This window comes from Halanaerobium saccharolyticum subsp. saccharolyticum DSM 6643 (genome assembly GCF_000350165.1).
GTDB lineage: Bacteria > Bacillota > Halanaerobiia > Halanaerobiales > Halanaerobiaceae > Halanaerobium > Halanaerobium saccharolyticum.
On sequence record NZ_CAUI01000015.1, the window covers coordinates 123,711 to 143,974 of the forward strand.

Below are 20,264 nucleotides of genomic sequence, written 5' to 3' on the forward strand. Positions count from 1 at the left end.
GGTTAGTCCTCCCTTAATTGCTTTAATAATATAACATCATCATCTTCTTTTTTTTCATCAAATTGGGGTGTTTCTAAAATAAAAACTTTATCTTTCAATTTCGGATGATTAATTAATCTTTTAAAAGCTTGATCTCCAATTTTTCCTTTACCAATATGAGCATGCTCATCTTTATTTGTACAGCAGTCATGTTTAGAATCATTGAGGTGAACAACTTTTAAATGTTTAAGACCAATTATATTTTCAAAATCGTTGATTAATTCCTCTAAACCTTCCTCTATTGCCAGATTATATTTGGCAGTGAAAGCATGACAACTATCTATGCAAACACCTAGTCTCTCAGAATGATCTACAGCTTCTAAAATAGCCTTTAAATGTGAAAATTCTTCACCGATACTTGTACCTGCACCAGCAGTGTTTTCTAAAAGAATCATAGTTTCATTTTTAACCTCAGCTAAAATTTGATTTAAAGCCTCAGCAATTCTTTGGATACCCGTTTCTAAACCAGAACCTGTGTGGCTGCCTGGATGGAAAATCAGGTATTCAGCTCCGAGCCTGTCACAGCGTTGGTATTCAGACTTAAGAGCTGAAATTGATTTTTCCCATAATTCATCTTTTGGAGATGCTAAATTAATCAAATAAGCTGCATGAACTACAACTGGATCTATCTTATATTTTTTTCTAGCTGCCTTGAATTTTTCTACTTCTTCTGCCATAACCTCGCGCATTTTCCAGCCGCGTGGATTTTTGACAAAAATCTGCAGTGAATTACAGCCAATGTTAGCTGCTCTTTTAAAAGCTTTGTCAAGACCGCCAGCTATAGAAACATGTTTGCCTAAAATCATTAAATTCTCAACTCCAAGTACTATTCTTTATATTATAATATTTACTCTTTTTCTTCTAGTTCTTTTTTTGCATCTTTAAGGGATAAATTAATTCTATCCTGATTATCTATTTCAATAACTTTTACAGGAATTTCATCTCCTATAGAAACAACATCGCCAACTTCTTTAACATGGCGATCGGCTAATTCAGAAATGTGGACAAGCCCATCTTTATTTGGTAGAATTTCAACAAAGGCACCAAAGTTCATGATTTTTTTAACTGTACCCTGATATATTTTACCAACTTCTACTTCTTCAGTTAGACGTTCTATCATTTCCTTAGCTTTTTGTCCGCCTTCCTGATCAGTAGTCATAATCTTAACTAATCCATCATCTTCAATATCGATGTCGGCACCAGTTTCATCAATAATCTTATTGATCATTTTACCACCAGGACCAATAACAAATCTAATTTTTTCTGGATTAATATTCATAGTAATAATTGCAGGTGCATTCGGAGATAATTCTGGACGAGCTTCTGGGATAACATCCAGCATTTTATCCATAATATGCATTCTACCTTTTTTAGCTTTGGCTAAAGCTTCTTTTAAGACTTCAGAAGATAGACCTTTTAATTTCATATCCATCTGTAAAGCTGTAATACCATCTTTAGTTCCAGCAACTTTAAAGTCCATGTCTCCATGAAAATCTTCAAAGCCCTGAATATCTGATAGAACTACAATCTCATCATCTTTTTTCATTAATCCCATTGCAATACCTGCCACAGGTGCTTTAATTGGTACTCCAGCAGCCATTAAAGCTAAACTACTACCACAGATACTTGCCTGAGATGAAGATCCATTTGATTCTAATACTTCAGATACAATTCTGATTGTATATGGAAAATCTTCTTCAGACGGAATAACCGGCAGCAATGCTTTTTCACCTAAAGTACCATGTCCGATTTCTCTTCTTCCTGGAGAGCGCATTGGAGATGTTTCACCAACACAGAAAGATGGGAAATTGTAGTGATGCATATAACGTTTGGTCTCATTTTCACCGAGTCCAAATATGGTCTGTTCATCTCTAGCTGATCCTAGAGTTAAAACACTTAAAGCCTGAGTTTCACCTCTGGTAAAGACTCCAGATCCATGTGCTCTTGGTACAAAGTCAACTTCTGCCCAGATAGGTCTGATTTCATCATAATCTCTACCATCAGGACGAACTCCATCATCAATAATTAAGCCCTTAACAGACTTTTTAATCATTTTTTCAAATGCTAATTCAAGCTGTTTATTGATTGCTTCGTCTTCTTCAGGATTAATTGTAGTTTTTAGCTCTTCTTTAAGCTCATCAAGCCTATCACTTCTTGACTTTTTTTCCTGAATTTGAATTGCTTCTTTCATCTTATCACCAAGAATTTGATCAACTTGAGTCTGAATCTCATCATCTACAGTTGGAGATTCAAAAGGCATTTTTTCCTTACCTGCCTCTTCTCTGATATCTTCCTGTAAAGAAATAATCTTTTTGATTTCAGTATGAGCAGCATCCATTGCTTCTAATATTTTTTCTTCACTTACCTCATTAGCACTTGCTTCTACCATCATAATTGCATCTTTGCTGCCTGCAACTACAAGATCAAGATCGCTATTTTCTCTTTCTTCTTCATTTGGATTAATAATTATTTCTCCATCAACTAATCCAACTTTTGCTGCACCAATTGGACCTGCAAAAGGTATGTCTGATAAGGTCAGAGCAACAGAAGCTCCATTTAAAGCTAAAACTTCTGGATCATGATCATCATCTACAGATAAAATAGTTGCAACTATCTGTACATCACGTCTATATCCATCTGGAAATAATGGTCTAATAGAGCGGTCAATTACTCTAGCTGCAAGAGTAGCTTCATCTCTAGGTCTTCCTTCTCTTCTCATAACACTACCTGGAATCTGTCCGATAGCATAAACTCTTTCCTCATAATTAACCATTAATGGGAAATAGTTCATTCCTGGTCTTGGGTCATCCATAGTTGCTGTAACTAAAACTTGTGAATCTCCACTGCGGACTACTACAGAACCATTGGCCTGTTTGGCCACTTTACCGGTTGAAAAATTAAATTCGTCACCGGCATAATCAATTGTCCATTCGTTCATATTTTTTCCTCCTTATTCAAATAAAGAGCGGGGAATGCCCCGCTCTTTTAGTATGCATTATTAACCGCGAATTCCTAATTTAGAAATTAGCTCACGATAACGCAGAACATCATTATTTTTTAAGTATCTTAACAATTTTCTTCTTTTACCAACCATCTTTAAAAGACCTCTTCTTGAATGATGATCATTTTTGTGGTCTTTCAAATGCTCAGTTAATTCAGAAATTCTTGCTGTTAAAAGAGCAATTTGCACTTCAGATGAACCAGTATCGCCTTCTTCTAGTTGATATTCCTTAATAACTTCTTGCTTTTTTTCTTTACTTATCATAAAAAATTCACCTCCTGAGAAACTAATTCGCCATAAGCCAAGATAACGTCGGAGAGTCGTAATCCTAGCAAATGGTAATTTAAAACTTTCTTCATAATTTTAACATAAAAGATTGCGTGTGTAAAGAATATCTTGCTTCATCTGCGTAATTAATTCTTCTTTACTAGCAAAATTTTCTTCATCTCTAATAAATTCTATAATATCTACACAGACTCTCTTACCATATATGTCTCCATCAAAGTCTAAAATATAAGCTTCAAAAGAAATATCTTCATTCCTAAAAGTAGGATTGTAGCCTAAATTTGCTGAAGCAACATATTCTTGATTATCAAACTTTATTTTAGCTGCATAAACTCCTTCAGGTGGCAGGGCATAATTTGTCTCCAGCTTTAAATTAGCAGTTGGAAACCCAAGTTTTCTCCCAATTTTTTTACCATGAATAACTTCACCACAAATTTGATAGGGTCTACCCAGTAATTTTTTTGCCTTTTTAATTTTTCCTTTTTTCAAAAGACTTCTTATTCTAGTACTGGAGATTCTATCATCACTTGCATGAAGTTGAGATATTATCCTGGCCTTAAAACCATGAAGTTCACCCATTTTATTTAAAATTTCAACATTACCTTCATTTTTATAGGCAAAGCGAAAATCATCACCAACTACAACAGTGCTAACATTTATTTTATCTATCAATATCTCATTTATAAATTCTTCCGCCCTCAAAGATGCAAACTCCTGATTAAATTCCTGTTCAAAATAATAATCTATTCCCATTTCCGCCAGAATTGAAATTTTTTGTTTGCGAGAAACAATTGAAGGTGGTGGATTTTTGCCGGGAATAATTTCTAAAGGATGAGGATGAAAAGATAAAACAGCAGCTGGAAAATTATTTTCTCTAGCCTCTTTTATAGCCTCATTGATGATTAATTGATGACCTTTATGTAAGCCATCAAATGCACCTATTGCAAGACAGGTATTACTGCTCTGATATTTATTATATTCTTTACTTTTTATAACCTGCATATAATTTCCTCCAGCATTAAATAAAAACTTTAAGTGGTTGATAAATTGAATAATCATCTTTAATTTGATATTGACCAATAGCTAAAAAAGTCCCTGATTCAGAAAAAATTAAAAAATGATCATTAACATCTAGTTCAAACTCAGCTTCTCTGAAATTATCTTGAATTAAATAATTGCCATTTGCGGCCCGATTATATTCTTCATCTTTAATTGTATAATGTGGAATATCTAAAATTTCATAACTTTTGAGCAAAATATTTTTACCTTGAGCTTTAACATCTTCAAAGCTTACTGAATCTTCTATTTTAAAAGGGCCTGATCTAGTCCGCAGCAAAAATGTCATTACTGCATTTGTATTTAGCTTTTCTCCAATATCTCTAACTAAAGACCGAATATAAGTTCCTCTTGAAACTTCTACTTTAAAGCGAATCAAAGGTAAATTTATGGCTAAAATTTCTAGATTAAATATCTCAATATCTCTGCTCTGACGTTCAACCTCAATCCCTCTCCGGGCTAACTGATAAAGACGCGCCCCTTGATAATGAAGAGCAGAATACATAGGTGGTATTTGCTGCTGTTTACCTTTAAATTTAAGTATTTCTGCTTCAACTACGGCTTCAGTTAAATTATTCCACTTAAGATCTTCTCTGATAACTTCTCCTTCTAAATCCAAAGTATCAGTTCTGGCCCCAAGTTTTAACTCACAAATATATTCTTTACGGCTGTCATCTAAAAAGGGAATAATTTTTGTTGCTTTACCAAAGCATACTCCTAAAACTCCAGCTGCAGCTGGATCTAAAGTCCCTGTATGACCGGCCTTTTTTTCATCTAAAAGACCTCGCAATTTTTTAATCAAGGCAAAAGACGAAATGCCGGGTGGTTTTAAAATATTTGCTGTTCCATTAAACATACTTCTTCGCTGCCTCCACAACCGAATTAATTGTCTGCTGCAGAGTTTTTTCTACAGTAGCACCAGCTGCTCTTGGGTGACCACCGCCATTGAATTCTGCTGCAAGTTTATTAACTTCTGCATAAAAATTAGAACGTAAACTAACTTTAATTTCTTTTTTTTCTTCCTCAGTAAAAAGAATCCCAATTTCTACATCTTCAATATCTCTAGCCATACTGACTAAACCTTCTGTATAATCGGTTTCTGCTTGATGCATCATCTCACGACTAACATAAAGCCAGGCGATTTTGCCGTCTTCACTTCTGGCAAGAGTAGCAAGAGCCAGACCCTTTAAAATTAAAGCCTTATAACTTATACTGCCGAATATTTTTTTATTAATCTTATAAATATCTACACCAGCATCCATTAATTCAGCTAAAATCCTGAGGACTCTAGAAGTAGTATTTTCATAGCGTAAAGCACCCGTATCTGTTATAATACCAGTTGCAAGAGGTTCAGCGATTTCAAAAGGCAGCTTTGAATTAATCATTTCTGCAGCAAAATTATAAATTATCTCTGCAACAGCTGCTCGATCAGCCTGAACTAAATTTACTTTTCCAAAACGACTATTATCTTCATGATGATCTATGTTGATAATAAATTGAGCATCTTTTATTAATTCTTGATCTAAATCTACCCGCTCTAAATTACCTGAATCAAGAGTGATTAGAATATAGTCTTCAGCTGAAATTTCTTCTTTCAATTCTTTAGAATCTGTATGAAATTCTTCTTCATTAACTTCTAAAAACGAAAAAGGAGCCAGAGTATCTCGATTAAGATAGGCTCTGGCTTTTTTATTTTTAATTCTTAACAATCGAGTTAAAGCAGTCACTGATCCAATACTGTCACCATCTGCACCTACATGGCCAACAATTAAAAAATTATCATTCTCATTTATTATTTTAATAATCTCTTTAATTTTTTTCTGCATCAGAGTCAGACTCCTTTATCTCTCCTGATTCTTTAAGATCTTTAATTATTTCTGAGATATGAACTCCATTTTCTATAGAATCATCATATCTAAAAATAATTTCTGGTGTATGATGAATTTTTACTCGTTCACCAACAAGTTTACGAACAAAACCCTGTGCCTGCTGTAAACCGTTTAAAGTTTCTTCCTTTTCTTTATCAGTACCATACACACTAATAAAGACTTTAGCATGTCTTAAATCTCCACTGACTTCTACATCAGTAATTGAAACAAAACCGATTCGTGGGTCTTTCATTTCTCGTAAAACAATCTGACTTATTTCTTCTTTTAGTAATTCTCCAACTCTTACTGCACGTTTATTTGCCATTTTACCTCACCTCTATAAGGACCTTTTAATCTCCTTATAAGTATAGAATTCGATAATATCTCCAACCTTGATATCATTATAATTTTCAATTCCAATTCCACATTCATAACCAGATTTTACTTCTCTCACATCATTTTCAAATCTCTTAAGAGAGGAAATTGTTCCTTCATGGATAACTACTCCATCTCTTATTAGACGAGCATCATAATTACGATTTACATGACCATCAGTAATATAAGCACCTGCAATAATACCAACATCTGGCACCTTAAATGTATCTCTTACTTCTGCTCTACCAGTAACTTGTTCTCTTAACTCTGGATCAAGCAAACCTGCCATCGCATTTTTAATATCTTCTATCGCTTTATAAATTACTCTATAAGTTCTAATATCTACCTTTTCTTTTTCTGCAGCTTTGATAGTTTTATTATCAGGACGTACGTTGAAACCAATAATAATTGCATTCGAAGCACTAGCCAGGTTAACATCAGTCTCATTTACTCCACCAACACCAGTGTGAATAACATTTACTGTTACTTCATCTGTTCCTAATCTAATTAGTGAAGCTTTTAAAGCCTCAATAGAACCTTGTACATCAGCTTTGATAATGATGTTTAATTCCTTAACTTCACCTTCTTGAATCTGATTATAAAGATCATCTAAAGAAACCTTAGCATCTGATTTTAATTCAGATTGTCTTCTCTCATCCTGTCTATCTGAAGCAACATCTCTTGCCTGTCTTTCATCTTCAAGCGACTGCACAAAGTCTCCTGCAGCAGGAACTTCGTTAAAACCAAGCACCTCAACAGCTGAAGATGGTCCAGCTTTATCAAGCGATTCACCAAATTCATTAAACATAGCTCTTACTCTACCTGAAGTAAGGCCGGCTAAAATCGGATCTCCAATTTTAAGAGTTCCATTTTTAACTAGAATAGTTGCAACAGGACCTCTACCTTTATCAAGTTCAGCCTCAATTACAACCCCATCTGCTAAACGATTAGGATTAGCCTTTAACTCTTCCATTTCTGAAACTAAAATAATCATTTCTAAAAGCTCATCAATATTTTGTTCCTGTAGTGCAGAAACATTAACACAAATTGTGTTTCCACCCCAATCTTCAGGTACTAAACCATATTCGGTTAATTCCTGTTTAACTCTTTCGGGTTGAGCATTTGCTTTATCAATTTTATTAATAGCAACAATAATTGGAATACCTGCAGCTTTAGCATGGTTAATTGCCTCTTCTGTCTGTGGCATAATTCCATCATCTGCTGCTACAACTAATATTGCAATATCAGTTAACTGAGCACCACGTGCTCTCATTGCTGTAAAAGCCTCATGTCCGGGTGTATCAATAAAAGTAATTAATTTTTCATTAACTTTTGCCTGATAAGCACCAATATGCTGTGTAATTCCACCAGCTTCACTGCCGGCAACTCTACTTTTTCTAATAACATCTAAAAGAGTAGTTTTCCCGTGGTCAACATGACCCATTACTGTAACAATCGGAGGACGAACTTCTAAATCCTCTTCTTTATCTTCAATTTCAGGTCCAACTCTCATTAATGTTTCTTCTTCCTCTTCAGTTTTAAACTTAATTTGAACGCCAATTTCTTCTGCTAATAATTCCAGGGTATCCTCATCTAAACTCTGGTTAACATTAGCCATAACTCCCATATTCATTAATTCTACAATTAAGTTGTTAGGAGCCTCACCAATTTCTTCAGCAAATTCTTTAACAGTAATTGGCAGTTCAATTTCTACTGCATCTGCTTCTGTTTCCAAATCATCTGCTGCAGCTGCTTCATTTTCGGCCTGTTCGTTACTTTCAGCTTCAGCTTTAATAGCTTCTTTTTGCGCTGCTTCACTTTCTGCTGCAGTATCATCTCCTGCATACATACCTTTTACAAGTTCTGCTGTTTCATCAGTTATTGTACTCATATGACTTGATACCTCAATATCAAGTTCATTTAATATATCAATTACTTCCTTACTATCCATATCTAGCTCATGAGCTAGATTATACACTCTAATTTTTGCCATACTTGCACCTCCAAAATATTCTGCTGTTAGTTAATCATGTTTAATCTCCTCCGAAATTTTTTCATAAATCTCGTCAGAAATATCAATTTTTAATGCTTTTTTAAGTGAATTTTTTTCTACTGCTTTATCTAAACAATCCGTATTAGGACAGAGATAAGCACCTCTACCAGGTGTTCTTTCTCCTGGATCAATTAAAATTTCTCCTTTATTATTCACAACTCTTAAAAGTTCAATCTTATCCCTTCTGGCACCACAACCTACACATTTACGAATAGGACTTCTGCTCTGCAATCTCAATCCTCCTTAAGATATTTTGTTCTAAAATTATTTCAACCATTTTTTAGTTTTCTTTAGTGTTTTTTTCTAATTCTTCTACTTCCTCAGACATTTCCTCAATTAAATCTTCAGTTGCCTCTTCAACATCATCATCTGGATTTACAGTTTCTGAAATTTCTTCAGCAGCTTCAGCTTCTTCTTCAAACTTTTCTAAGTTTGCCTTAAGTTCAGAAGCATTAGCTTCAATTTCTTCAAGATTATCAGGCTCAGCTTCAATTTCAGATTCTTTTTTAATATCCACTTTCCAGCCTGTTAATTTTGCTGCAAGTCTTGCATTTTGTCCTTCTTTACCAATTGCTAATGACAATTGAAAATCAGGAACTACAACTTCAGCAATTTTATCTGATTTATTGATATCTACACTAACAACTTCAGCTGGGTTTAAAGCATTTCCAACAAATACTTCTGGATCATCATCCCACTTTACAATATCAATTTTCTCATTGTTTAATTGGTTAACAACAGCCTGCACCCTCATTCCTTTAGGTCCAACACAGGCACCCACAGGATCAACCTGAGTGTCAGAACTACTAACTGCCATTTTAGATCTCTGACCAGCTTCTCTGGCAACTGCTTTGATTTCAACTAAACCCTGAAAAATTTCTGGAACCTCAATTTCAAAAAGTCTTTTTAATAATCCAGGATGAGTTCTGGAAACTAAAATTCGAGGTCCTTTATTAGTTGTACTAACTTCAACAACATAAAGTTTAATTCTTTCTCCAATTTCATATCTTTCTCCAGCAATTTGTTCAGAAGGTGGTAATAATGCTTCTGTTTTCCCCATATCAATCAAAATATTATCATTATGGAAACGCTGAATTGTTCCAGTAATTAGTTCATCCTCTTTTTCTTTATATTGATCAAAAATTACATCTCTTTCTGCCTCTCTAATCCTCTGCATTACAACCTGTTTAGCTGTCTGAGCTGCAATACGTCCGAAATTAGCAGGTGTTACCTCAATTTCTACTATATCACCTAAAGTATATTTGCTATCTATTCCTTCAGCTTCAGTTAAAGAAATCTCACTATTTTCATTTTCAACATCTTCTACAACTTCTTTGCGAGAAAATACTTTAACTTCTCCAGCTTCTGCAGAAATCTCAATTCTAACATTATCCTTAGAACCAAAATCTTTTTTATATGCAGAAACTAATGCTGTTTCAATGGCCTCTAATAATACATCCTTAGATATACCTTTATCTTTTTCTATATCATCCAGGGCCTGAATGAATTCTAGATTCATGCTTTCCCCCCCTTAATATTAAATTTCAAAAGTCAAATTAGCTCTAGCTACTAGACTATAATCAATTGTTATTTCATCATCATTTTTTAAAATTAAAGTTATTTTTTCTTCTTCAAATTTCTTTAAAGTTCCAATAAATTCTTTTTCGCCATTTATTTTTTTGAAAGTTTTTACTGCAATTAATTCTCCCTGAAAACGTTCGAAATCCTCTTCCGTTTTAAGTGGTCTTTCAATCCCAGGAGAAGAAACTTCTAATATATAACTTTTATCGATTGGATCTTCCTCATCTAGAATCATGCTTAAAGCTCTACTCACTTTTTCGCACTCTTCTATAGTTAAATCACCATCTTTATTTTCTAAAAAAATACGTAGAATCCAATCACTACCTTCTTTTAGAAATTCAACTTCAATTAAATTCAGATCTTCACTATGGGCAATAGGAAGTACAAAGTCTGTTACTGTTTCAGCAACTTTCCCCAAATAAAACACCCCTCTTCCTTAAATATTTAATTTTATTTTTAAAATTTTACTTAAACTATAATAAAAGAGTGGGAAGACATCCCCACTCCTAAAAATCAACATTAGTATTTATCAGAACTCTTTCCTTTATAATTCTATCACAGCTTTTTTATAGTTGCAAGTTTTTTAAAAAAGCCAGCTAAACTGCAGCCATAAATATCAACTCTGAGAACTTAATTAAACAAAGAAAGTTGATTTCTTTCCGGCATTCCGTCTAGAGAACCATGTTCCCTGAGTACTTCAATTACTGTTGAGGTAAGTGAGGTTCTATTTGATAATTCCTCAATTGAGGTAAAATCTGATTTTTGTCTTTCTATAACAACACTTTCAGCAGCACTTGCTCCCAGCCCCTGTAAACTGATTAATGGAGCTAAAAGTTTATTATCTTCTTTTTTAAGAAAACGAGCTGCCTCAGACTCATAAATATTAACAGGTAAAAATTCAATACCTCTCATCATTGCTTCCAGTACAATTCTTAAAACGGTAAGTGTACCGCTTTCTTTAGCAGTCATATCATTACCTAAAGCTTCAAGTTCTTCAATTTTATTAATCACCTTTTCTTGACCATTGCAAGCAAGCTGGGCATCAAAGTCATCAGCTTTAATTGAAAAATACGATGTATAAAAAGCCGCGGGATAATGGACTTTAAAATAAGCAATTCTATAAGCCATTGTCACGTAAGCTGCAGCATGTGCCTTAGGAAACATATATTTAATCTTTTTACAAGAATCTATATACCAATCTGGCACATTATTTTCGCGCATTGCCAGTTCTTCTTCATCACTTAAACCTTTACCCTTACGAACATGCTCCATAATCCAGAAAGCTGTTGATGGTTCAACACCTCTCTGTAAAAGATAGTTCATAATGTCATCACGTACGGAAATTACTTCAGCTAATTCTGCTTTACCATTTTTAATTAAATTCTGAGCATTATTTAACCAGACATCTGTTCCGTGTGAAAGTCCACTGATTCGGACAAGTTCAGCAAAAGTTGTGGGTCGGGTATCTCTAAGCATCTGCTGCACAAAGGAAGTTCCAAATTCGGGGATTCCAAGAGTTCCAATATCGGTTCCCAGCAGATCTGAATCAACATTTAAAATATCAGTCCCTGAAAAAATACTCATGGTATCGGGATCATCAAGTGGAATATCTTTTGGCTCAATACCTGTCATATCCTGCAGCAGTCTCAGTGATGTAGGATCATCATGCCCAAGTAAATCAAGTTTTAAAATTCTACCACTAATTGAATGATAATCAAAATGAGTTGTTCTAATATCTGTATCCTGATCATTAGCCGGATGTTGAATGGGAGTGAAATCAAAAATGCTATTTGACTTCGGTACGATCATTAACCCACCAGGGTGCTGACCTGTAGTTTTGCGAACACCAGTACAGCCAGCTACAAGACGATCAATTTCAGCTCTTTTAACATTCATTCCCTTATCATCAAGATAATTTTTAACAAAACCAAAAGCAGTTCTGTCTGCAATTGTAGAAATTGTTCCCGCTTTATAAACATAATCTCTACCAAAAAATTCTTCAGTATATTTATGAATTTTGCTCTGATACTCACCTGAGAAGTTAAGATCAATATCTGGTACTTTATCACCTTTAAAACCCATAAACACTTCAAACGGTATATCAAAGCCGTCCTTAATAAATTCTGTTCCACAATGGGGACAAACTTTATCAGGAAGGTCAACCCCAGTCCCAATTGAACCATCAGTTATAAACTCATGTTTTGAACACTCAGGACATCGATAGTGAGGAGGTAGTGGATTCACTTCTGTAATTTCTGTCATTGTTGCTACAAAAGAAGAGCCAACAGAACCCCTTGATCCTACTAAATAACCATCTTCTAAAGATTTTTTAACAAGTTTATGTGCGATTAAGTAAATAACCGCAAAACCATTTTCAATAATCGAAGACAGCTCTTTTTCCAAACGGTCAATTACAAGCTGCGGTAGCTTTTCTCCATAAAACTCGTGTGCTCTTTGATAAGACATTTGCCTAATTTCTTCTTCTGCTCCTTCTATCTCAGGGGTGAAGAGTCCATCAGGGATTGGTTTGATGTTTTGGATTTGATCTACAATCTGATTGGGATTATCTATTACAATCTCTTTTGCAATTTCATCTCCAAAATAATCAAATTCTGTCAGCATCTCGGCTGTAGTCCTATAATAAATTGGAGGCTGCTGATCAGCATCATTAAAACCCTGACCAGTTTGCAGGATCTCTCTAAAAATACTGTCTTTAGGATCAAGAAAATGTGCATCTGTAGTTGCCACTACAGGCTTATCTAATTCCTGTCCTAATTGATATATTTTTTTGTTAATATTTTTTAAATCTTCTTTTGAATTTACTTTATCCGGAATTAAAAATTGATTATTGCCCAGAGGTTGTAATTCCAGATAATCATACAGTTTGGCTATTTTTTTAATCTCATTTCGTGGTTTGTTATTAACAAATGCCTTATAAATCTGACCTGCTTCACAGGCAGAACCAATAATTAAACCATCACGATGCTGTAAAAGTACACTTTTTAAAATTCTCGGTTTCTTATAAAAGTTGTTTAAATGAGATATAGAAATTAACTTATATAGATTTCTTAAACCTTTTTTATTTTTAGCTAGGATGACAGCGTGAAAAGGTCTTAAATCTTTCCAGTCAATTTTAGAAATATAATTATTAATTTGATTTAAATTATCTGAGCCATCTTCTTTAATTATTTGCAGCAAATTATTAAGGACTTCTGCTGTTGCTGATGCATCGTCTAAAGCTCGATGATGATTTTCTAAATCAATATCAAAATATTTAGCTAAAGTATTAAGTTTATAATTTTTACTGTCTTTTACTAAAGCTCTGGCCAGTCCCAGCGTATCTAAAACAGTATAATCATCTCTGTTAATTTTTAGATTTTCTAATGCAGTTCTAATGAAACCATAATCAAAATCTGCATTATGGGCAACTAAAACCCCATCCCCAGCAAATTCAACAAAATCATTAATTACCTGTTCTAGCGGGGGAGCATCTTTGACCATTCTATCATTTATTCCTGTTATATCTGTTATTTTAGATGGGATTTTTACTCCAGGATTAATAAACGATTTAAATTCATCGATTTTTTCTCCTGCTTTTAATTTGACAGCCCCAATCTCTATTATTTCATGTTGAGATGGATTTAAGCCTGTAGTCTCTAAGTCAAAAACAATAAATTCTGTCTCATCTAAAGCTGCAGAATAAGAATTGTTAATGATAGGCTCTCCATCATCTACTAAATAAGCTTCAACTCCATAAATAATCTGGACATCATGTTTTTGACCAGCTGCATAAGCATCAGGAAAAGCCTGAACAACACCATGGTCGGTTATTGCAATTGCTTTATGGCCCCAATCACCTGCTCTTTTAACAACATCTTTAACATTGATTACTGAATCCATAGAACTCATCTGAGTATGCAAATGAAGTTCTACCCTTTTTTCTTCAGCCTGATCCTGGCGTTGTATTTTTTCTAGTTTTGTTAAATCATTAAACATTATACCCCATTCTTTACTATATGGATCAAAAGCAACTTTCCCCCGGATTTTAAGTCTATCACCTCTGCTTAGACTCTCTAGAAAATCATCTTTTTCATCAGAAAAGCATTTAGCAGAAACAGAGCTGTCATAGTCTGTAATTTTTAATATATATAAATAGCTGCCTTTTCTAGTTTGACGAACATCTATCTCAAATAAATCTGCCTCAACTATAACTGAGGGGATTTCAGTATCAAGCTCTTTTAAATTATGTGTTTTCTGGCCTCGAATGACACGCCCATAACGATTTTTTTTCTTTTTAGATCGATTATTAGAAGAACTCGAGCCACCATTTGACTTATTTTGAGAAGGAGGAGCTGTTCTTTCTGAACGCTGTTTGAATTTACTTGGATCAGATTTTTGCTCAATTTCTGGTAAAAAATCACCATTATGAATAGTAACTTTTTCAATTTGACTTAAATATTTACCAATATTATTTTCTAAGAAATTAATTACTTTAGGCTGCGCTAATTTCTTTTGAGCCATTTTAGTTTCTAACTTAATTTTTAGTTCCTGATCTTCCAAAAAGAGCTGAGCTCTTTTTAACCAGTTTGTACTAAAGGAAAAATATGATTCAAAATCTTTGATTATCTGCGGCCAGATTAAAAACAATTCTTCTTTTAGCGTTAGATCAAAAATTATTTTGAGCTGAAAATTTCGCTGCTCTAAAGATAATCTTTCTTTTAAATCATTTTCTATTTCAGACTTATTTTGAGAATCTGTAATGCAATAGATAATTTTTTTATTTTGATCACAGATTAAATATTTATATAAGTTGTTTTCTTTGACTGAGCTGAGTGCCTTTATCATTAATTACTCCTTCCAAAGAGTTGATTAAACCCTAAGAAATCTCTTCATACAATTTTTCAACTTTTTGATCTAAATTATCTAATTCTATTTCTAATTTTTTATTTTCTGATCTAATCATTGCTTCAACTACACCATTTTCCAGAGAACGAGATCCAATAGTTAAACGAAGAGGGATTCCAATTAACTCAGAGTCGTTAAATTTAACTCCTGCTCTTTCATTTCGATCATCAATTAATACTTCCCAGCCCTTAGCTTTTAAATCTTGATAAATTTCTTCAGATTTTTCCTGAACTGCCTCATCATTACCTAAAGGTAGGATAATTATCTGATAAGGAGCAATTGCTTTTGGCCATTTAATACCGTAATCATCATTATTTTGTTCAATAGCTGCAGCAACCAGACGGGTAATACCAATTCCATAACTTCCCATAACTATCGGCTGCGCTTTTCCGTTTTCGTCAAGATAATTGGCACCCATATTTTTGCTGTATTTTGTTCCTAATTTAAAAATATGCCCAACTTCAATCCCATCTTTGATATTTAATTTACCACTATCACAGTTAGGACATCTTTCTCCACCTCTGACTGAACGAAGATCAGCAAATGCTTCAACTTCAAAATCTCTATTTGTTTTTACATTTTTTAAGTGATAATCTTTTTCATTGGCTCCAACAATAGCTCCTGACATGTTTTTCAAACGCTGGTCAGCAACAATTCTAACCCCATTTAAGTTTACAGGACCAATAAATCCGGGAACACTATTAAATAATTCTTCAAATTCTTCCTCTTCGGCAGCTCTTAATTCATTAGCTTGAAGATAATTTGTTAATTTAATTTCGTTTAACTCATCTTCACCAGAAACTAAGGCTAAAACTGCCTCACCATCAGCAATCATAGCAACAGCTTTAATCATTTTGGCAGCTGGAACTTCCAAATATTCTTCTAATTCACTAATAGTTTTAATCTCAGGTGTATGTATTTTTTCAAAGTCAGATTCTACTTCAAAATCAATCTCAACTTTTTTGGATGTAGCTCTTTCTACATTTGCAGCATAATCACAGTCACTGCAAAAAGCAATTTCATCTTCTCCAGAATCAGCAAGAACCATAAATTCATGAGAATCTTTTCCACCCATAGCTCCAGTATCCGCTTCAACTGCAACTGCTTCTAAACCACATTCTGCAAAAACTTTCTCATAAGCATCATACATCGCTTGATAACTTAGATCTAAGCCTTCATAATCAACATCTAAGCTATAAGCATCTTTCATAATAAACTCACGGCCGCGCATCACACCAAAACGAGGTCTAATTTCATCTCTAACCTTTGTCTGAATCTGATATAAATTTAAAGGTAGATCTTTATATGATCTAACTTCATCTCTGACTAGATCAGTTACTACTTCTTCGTGAGTTGGGCCTAAACAGTATTCGCGATTTTTACGATCATGAAATTTAATCATCAAAGGACCAAATTTGTCCCAGCGCTTAGAATCTTTCCAGATTTTAGATGTCTGCATCACAGGAAGTAAAACCTCCTGTGCCTCACTGTTATCCATATGTTTTCTTGTTATACTTTCAACTTTTTTAATTACTTTATATCCTAAAGGAAGATAAGAATATATCCCGGAAGAATGTTTTCTCATCATTCCAGCTCTCAGCATCAGTTTATGACTAGTAACCTCTGCCTCAGCAGGATCTTCTTTCAGTGTTGGTAAATATAATTTTGACATGCGCATTTCAAACCACTCCTATTTCTTATAAAAATTTACTTTGTTATATTATTTTTTAAATTTTTTAAAATTTTATTTTAAAGTTTATATTAAAGTTTATTTATCTCATTTAATAATTCTTCTAAAAGCTGATCTTCCTTTACTTTTTTGATAATTTTACCTGATTTAAAAATTAAGCCTTCTTCCATTCCACCTGCAATACCAATATCAGCTTCTTTAGCTTCACCAGGCCCATTTACAGCGCAACCCATTACTGCAACTGTAATATCTTTATCAATTTTCATTAACTCTTTTTCGACCTTTTCAGCCAAAGCAATTAAATCAATATTTGTCCGACCACAGGTTGGACAGGAAATAATTTCTACGCCCTTTTTTCTGAGCTCTAATGATTTTAAAATCTGCCAGCCTACTCTAACTTCTTCAACTGGATCACCAGTTAAGGAAACTCTTAAAGTATCACCGAGTCCCTGTGTTAAAAGTGAGGCAATACCGGCAGCCGATTTGATTGTACCTCTCCAGGGAGTACCTGACTCTGTTATCCCAATATGGAAAGGGTAATTAACTTTTTTAGCCATTAATTTATATGCTTTAATAGTCGTTGAAATATGACTTGATTTTAGAGAAATAACAATCTTGTCAAAATTATTTTCTTCTAAGATCCTTACATTTCTTAAAGCACTTTCAACCATTGCTTCTGCAGTTGGACCACCAAATTTTTTTAATAACTCTTTTTCAATTGAGCCAGAATTACTACCAACTCGAATTGGAATATCATTATTTTTGCAGGCTAAAGCAACCTCTTTCACCCTCTGATCACTTCCAATATTACCTGGATTTATTCTCAGAGCATCGACACCATTTTCAACTGCCATTAAAGCCAGCTTATAATCAAAGTGGATATCAGCAACCAGTGGGATTTTAATTCTTTTTTTTATTTCAGAAAGAGCTTGAGCAGAATTTTCATCTGGAACTGCCACCCTAATAATCTCACAACCGACTACTTCAAGTTCTTTTATCTGTTTAACGGTGGCTTCTACATTCTCTGTTTTCGTATTACACATTGACTGAACAGAAATTGGAGCCTTTCCTCCAACTTGCTGTTCAGCAAAATTAACAACTTTTGTTTTTCTTCTATTATACATAATTCACCTCTGTAAATTATAACTCAAAATAACCTCAGCTCAATTTTGATTAAATTATTAATTAAAGAAAGTTCTCATTACATCATTATAAATAATAAAAATCATCAGCAGCATTAATAATGCAAAACCAATCATGTGGACATAACTTTCTTTGCGAGGATCCACTGCCTTACCTCTTATCATTTCAATGACTATAAATAATATTCTACCACCATCTAAAGCTGGAAAAGGTAGTAAATTAATTATACCTAAGTTTATACTAATAATAGCCATCCAATTGAGAACATTTAAAATTCCAACTCTTGCAGCCTGACCAATAATAGAAGCAATCATAATTGGTCCACCTATATCTTCGGCAGAACTTTCTCTAAACATCTGGACAAAACCTTGGATAGTCATTTTAAAAACCTGATAACTCTGCTGCAGCCCTAAAGTAATAGCACTGCCAAAGCCAACATTTTCTCTAATTAACTTAGGATAAACACCAATAACTCCCCGCTCACTCTCTTCATCATAAGCTGGTGTTATAGTAATCTCTTCAATCTCACTATCACGCTGATAACGAATTGTAATCTCCTGTTCCGAGTTCTGTCTAATTAGCTCAGACATTTTTTCCCAACTATCAACTTCTTGTCCGTTTATTGCAAGTATCTTATCATTTGCTCTCAAACCTGCTTCAGCGGCTGGTTGTTCAGGAATCACCTCACCTAAAATTGCCTCATTGTTTGTAGATGTGGGAACTCCAAAAATAGCAAAAGCTAAAATAAAAATTAAAACAGCTAATAAAAAATTCATAATTGGACCCATTAAAATTACAGCCAGTCTTTTGAAAGCAGATTTTTGATTAAAAAGCCTTCCTTTTTCCTTGGCTTGATCATAAGTTTCTCTTTCTGCTTCCGGCATTGACTCATCTGCTGGAAACTCACCAACCATATTACAAAAACCACCAAGCGGGATAGCTCTAATCGAATATAGAGTTTCTCCTACCTGCTTAGAAATGAGTTTAGGACCAAAACCGAGTGCGAATTCAGAAACCATTATATCTGATTTTTTAGCAGTAATATAATGACCAAATTCATGGATGAACACTAAAATTCCTAATACAATTACAAATGAAACAATTGTTAAAACCATTCTTTAATTACCTCCAAGGCCAAACGACGAGCTTCTTGATCAGAATTTAAGATATCCTCTAAATTAGGATCTAAAATATTCTGATGCTGATCTAAAACAGAAGCTACAACTCTACTCATAGCTAAAAATGGAATTTCACCTTTTAAAAAACTATAAACTGCAATTTCATTAGCAGCATTTAAAACAGCAGGATAGGTTCCTCCCGCTTTGCCAGCAGTATATGCATATTTTAAATTAGGAAATTTTTCTGTATCTGCCTGAAAAAATTCTAAAGCAGCAATTTGATCAAGTTCTAATTTGCTCCCTAAAGATTCTATTCTTTCAGGATAAGTTAAACAATATTGAATTGGCATTCTCATATCTGCTGATCCCATCTCTGCTAAAACAGTACCGTCAATCAATCTAATCATTGAATGAACAATACTCTGAGGATGCACAAGTACTTTTATATCATCATAATCACAATCAAATAACCAATGAGCTTCAATAACTTCCAGCCCCTTATTCATTAAAGAAGCAGAATCAATCGTAATTTTACTACCCATTTCCCAATTTGGATGGTTTAAAGCATCTGCTACTGATACTTTTGCTAATTCATCCTTAGAATAAGAAAAGAAAGGACCACCAGAAGCAGTTAAAAGAATTTCATCTAATTCTTTTTCATGACTTTTTAAAAGTTGAAATATCGCATTATGCTCACTATCGACTGGTAATAAGCTTACACCTTTTTTATTAACTAAGTCTGTTAAAATAGAACCTCCACTGACTAAACTTTCTTTATTTGCCAGTGCAATATCATTAGCTGCTTCTGCTGCAGCTAGCGAAGGCTCTAAACCTGCAAAACCTACAATTGCATTTAAGACAATATCTACATCTTCAGACGCAGCAATTTTTAAGTTTTCTTTACCGATCAAAACTTCTGTTTTTTTAGTCTTTAATTTAGATCTTAAATCAGCTGCAGCTTCTGCATCTACTACAACTACAAATTCTGGCTGATATTTTTTGATCTGTTTTTCAAGAAGATCAATATTTTTATAAGCAGTTAAAGCCTTAACCTGCCAATTTTTTAAACTATCTATTACTTCTAAAGTCTGGCATCCAATTGAACCAGTGGAACCAAGAATTGATATATTTTTCATTTTTTCACCTCTAA

At 33.8% G+C, this 20,264-nt stretch carries 16 protein-coding genes; all 16 read right to left on the reverse strand.

The genetic code is table 11. From position 1 onward, the window contains the following. Positions 1-2: 2 nt before the first annotated feature. The 16 genes from HSACCH_RS05880 to HSACCH_RS05955 all read right to left on the reverse strand — a co-directional run bounded on the left by HSACCH_RS05880 (position 3) and on the right by HSACCH_RS05955 (position 20,250). Entirely contained in the window at positions 3-845 is an 843-nt protein-coding gene (locus HSACCH_RS05880) for a deoxyribonuclease IV (protein ID WP_005488575.1), read from the reverse strand. 41 nt (positions 846-886) lie between these two features. Next, positions 887-2,977, reverse strand: a complete 2,091-nt coding sequence (locus HSACCH_RS05885) for a polyribonucleotide nucleotidyltransferase (protein ID WP_005488576.1) — start codon at positions 2,975-2,977, stop codon at positions 887-889. 60 nt (positions 2,978-3,037) lie between these two features. After that, positions 3,038-3,304 carry a 30S ribosomal protein S15 gene (gene rpsO, locus HSACCH_RS05890; RefSeq protein ID WP_005488577.1) on the reverse strand — a complete coding sequence of 89 codons (267 nt, stop codon included), beginning with the start codon at positions 3,302-3,304 and terminating at the stop codon, positions 3,038-3,040. 99 nt (positions 3,305-3,403) lie between these two features. Beyond that, entirely contained in the window at positions 3,404-4,327 is a 924-nt protein-coding gene (locus HSACCH_RS05895) for a bifunctional riboflavin kinase/FAD synthetase (protein WP_005488580.1), read from the reverse strand. A 16-nt stretch (positions 4,328-4,343) separates the two neighbouring features. Then, entirely contained in the window at positions 4,344-5,237 is an 894-nt protein-coding gene (truB, locus tag HSACCH_RS05900) for a tRNA pseudouridine(55) synthase TruB (RefSeq protein WP_005488581.1), read from the reverse strand. Next, positions 5,230-6,207 carry a DHH family phosphoesterase gene (locus HSACCH_RS05905; protein WP_005488582.1) on the reverse strand — a complete coding sequence of 326 codons (978 nt, stop codon included), beginning with the start codon at positions 6,205-6,207 and terminating at the stop codon, positions 5,230-5,232. Before HSACCH_RS05905 ends, truB begins: the two co-directional genes overlap by 8 nt. Continuing rightward, positions 6,191-6,574 carry a 30S ribosome-binding factor RbfA gene (rbfA, locus tag HSACCH_RS05910; RefSeq protein WP_005488583.1) on the reverse strand — a complete coding sequence of 128 codons (384 nt, stop codon included), beginning with the start codon at positions 6,572-6,574 and terminating at the stop codon, positions 6,191-6,193. Before rbfA ends, HSACCH_RS05905 begins: the two co-directional genes overlap by 17 nt. Before the next feature lie 12 nt (positions 6,575-6,586). Continuing rightward, positions 6,587-8,617, reverse strand: coding sequence for a translation initiation factor IF-2 (gene infB / locus HSACCH_RS05915; protein ID WP_005488584.1), 2,031 nt, complete (start codon positions 8,615-8,617; stop codon positions 6,587-6,589). Between the two features lie 30 nt (positions 8,618-8,647). Next, a complete protein-coding gene (rnpM, locus tag HSACCH_RS05920; RefSeq protein ID WP_005488585.1) occupies positions 8,648-8,908 on the reverse strand; it encodes an RNase P modulator RnpM in 261 nt (86 codons plus the stop codon). Between the two features lie 49 nt (positions 8,909-8,957). After that, the gene (nusA, locus tag HSACCH_RS05925; protein ID WP_005488586.1) at positions 8,958-10,196 is read right to left on the reverse strand and encodes a transcription termination factor NusA; all 1,239 of its coding nucleotides are present in this window, start codon (positions 10,194-10,196) and stop codon (positions 8,958-8,960) included. 18 nt (positions 10,197-10,214) lie between these two features. Continuing rightward, a complete protein-coding gene (rimP, locus tag HSACCH_RS05930) occupies positions 10,215-10,685 on the reverse strand; it encodes a ribosome maturation factor RimP (protein ID WP_084815748.1) in 471 nt (156 codons plus the stop codon). A gap of 203 nt (positions 10,686-10,888) precedes the next feature. Next, on the reverse strand, positions 10,889-15,103 hold the full coding sequence (locus HSACCH_RS05935; protein WP_005488588.1) for a PolC-type DNA polymerase III: 4,215 nt from the start codon (positions 15,101-15,103) through the stop codon (positions 10,889-10,891). Positions 15,104-15,134: 31 nt separating this feature from the next. Continuing rightward, positions 15,135-16,841 carry a proline--tRNA ligase gene (locus HSACCH_RS05940; RefSeq protein ID WP_005488589.1) on the reverse strand — a complete coding sequence of 569 codons (1,707 nt, stop codon included), beginning with the start codon at positions 16,839-16,841 and terminating at the stop codon, positions 15,135-15,137. An 83-nt stretch (positions 16,842-16,924) separates the two neighbouring features. After that, entirely contained in the window at positions 16,925-17,977 is a 1,053-nt protein-coding gene (ispG, locus tag HSACCH_RS05945) for a flavodoxin-dependent (E)-4-hydroxy-3-methylbut-2-enyl-diphosphate synthase (RefSeq protein ID WP_005488590.1), read from the reverse strand. Between the two features lie 57 nt (positions 17,978-18,034). Beyond that, positions 18,035-19,111: an RIP metalloprotease RseP gene (gene rseP, locus HSACCH_RS05950; RefSeq protein WP_005488591.1), complete on the reverse strand. Its 1,077-nt coding sequence runs from the start codon at positions 19,109-19,111 to the stop codon at positions 18,035-18,037. Then, positions 19,102-20,250: a 1-deoxy-D-xylulose-5-phosphate reductoisomerase gene (locus HSACCH_RS05955; protein ID WP_005488593.1), complete on the reverse strand. Its 1,149-nt coding sequence runs from the start codon at positions 20,248-20,250 to the stop codon at positions 19,102-19,104. Before HSACCH_RS05955 ends, rseP begins: the two co-directional genes overlap by 10 nt. Positions 20,251-20,264 lie beyond the last annotated feature (14 nt).

Bases quoted from the DNA above. Each gene is read 5' to 3' on its own strand.
- HSACCH_RS05880 (WP_005488575.1), bottom strand. From the start codon at position 845: ATGATTTTAGGCAAACATGTTTCTATAGCTGGCGGTCTTGACAAAGCT.
- HSACCH_RS05885 (WP_005488576.1), bottom strand. From the start codon at position 2,977: ATGAACGAATGGACAATTGATTATGCCGGTGACGAATTTAATTTTTCA.
- rpsO (WP_005488577.1), bottom strand. From the start codon at position 3,304: ATGATAAGTAAAGAAAAAAAGCAAGAAGTTATTAAGGAATATCAACTA.
- HSACCH_RS05895 (WP_005488580.1), bottom strand. From the start codon at position 4,327: ATGCAGGTTATAAAAAGTAAAGAATATAATAAATATCAGAGCAGTAAT.
- truB (WP_005488581.1), bottom strand. From the start codon at position 5,237: ATGTTTAATGGAACAGCAAATATTTTAAAACCACCCGGCATTTCGTCT.
- HSACCH_RS05905 (WP_005488582.1), bottom strand. From the start codon at position 6,207: ATGCAGAAAAAAATTAAAGAGATTATTAAAATAATAAATGAGAATGAT.
- rbfA (WP_005488583.1), bottom strand. From the start codon at position 6,574: ATGGCAAATAAACGTGCAGTAAGAGTTGGAGAATTACTAAAAGAAGAA.
- infB (WP_005488584.1), bottom strand. From the start codon at position 8,617: ATGGCAAAAATTAGAGTGTATAATCTAGCTCATGAGCTAGATATGGAT.
- nusA (WP_005488586.1), bottom strand. From the start codon at position 10,196: ATGAATCTAGAATTCATTCAGGCCCTGGATGATATAGAAAAAGATAAA.
- HSACCH_RS05935 (WP_005488588.1), bottom strand. From the start codon at position 15,103: ATGATAAAGGCACTCAGCTCAGTCAAAGAAAACAACTTATATAAATAT.
- HSACCH_RS05940 (WP_005488589.1), bottom strand. From the start codon at position 16,841: ATGCGCATGTCAAAATTATATTTACCAACACTGAAAGAAGATCCTGCT.
- ispG (WP_005488590.1), bottom strand. From the start codon at position 17,977: ATGTATAATAGAAGAAAAACAAAAGTTGTTAATTTTGCTGAACAGCAA.
- rseP (WP_005488591.1), bottom strand. From the start codon at position 19,111: ATGGTTTTAACAATTGTTTCATTTGTAATTGTATTAGGAATTTTAGTG.
- HSACCH_RS05955 (WP_005488593.1), bottom strand. From the start codon at position 20,250: ATGAAAAATATATCAATTCTTGGTTCCACTGGTTCAATTGGATGCCAG.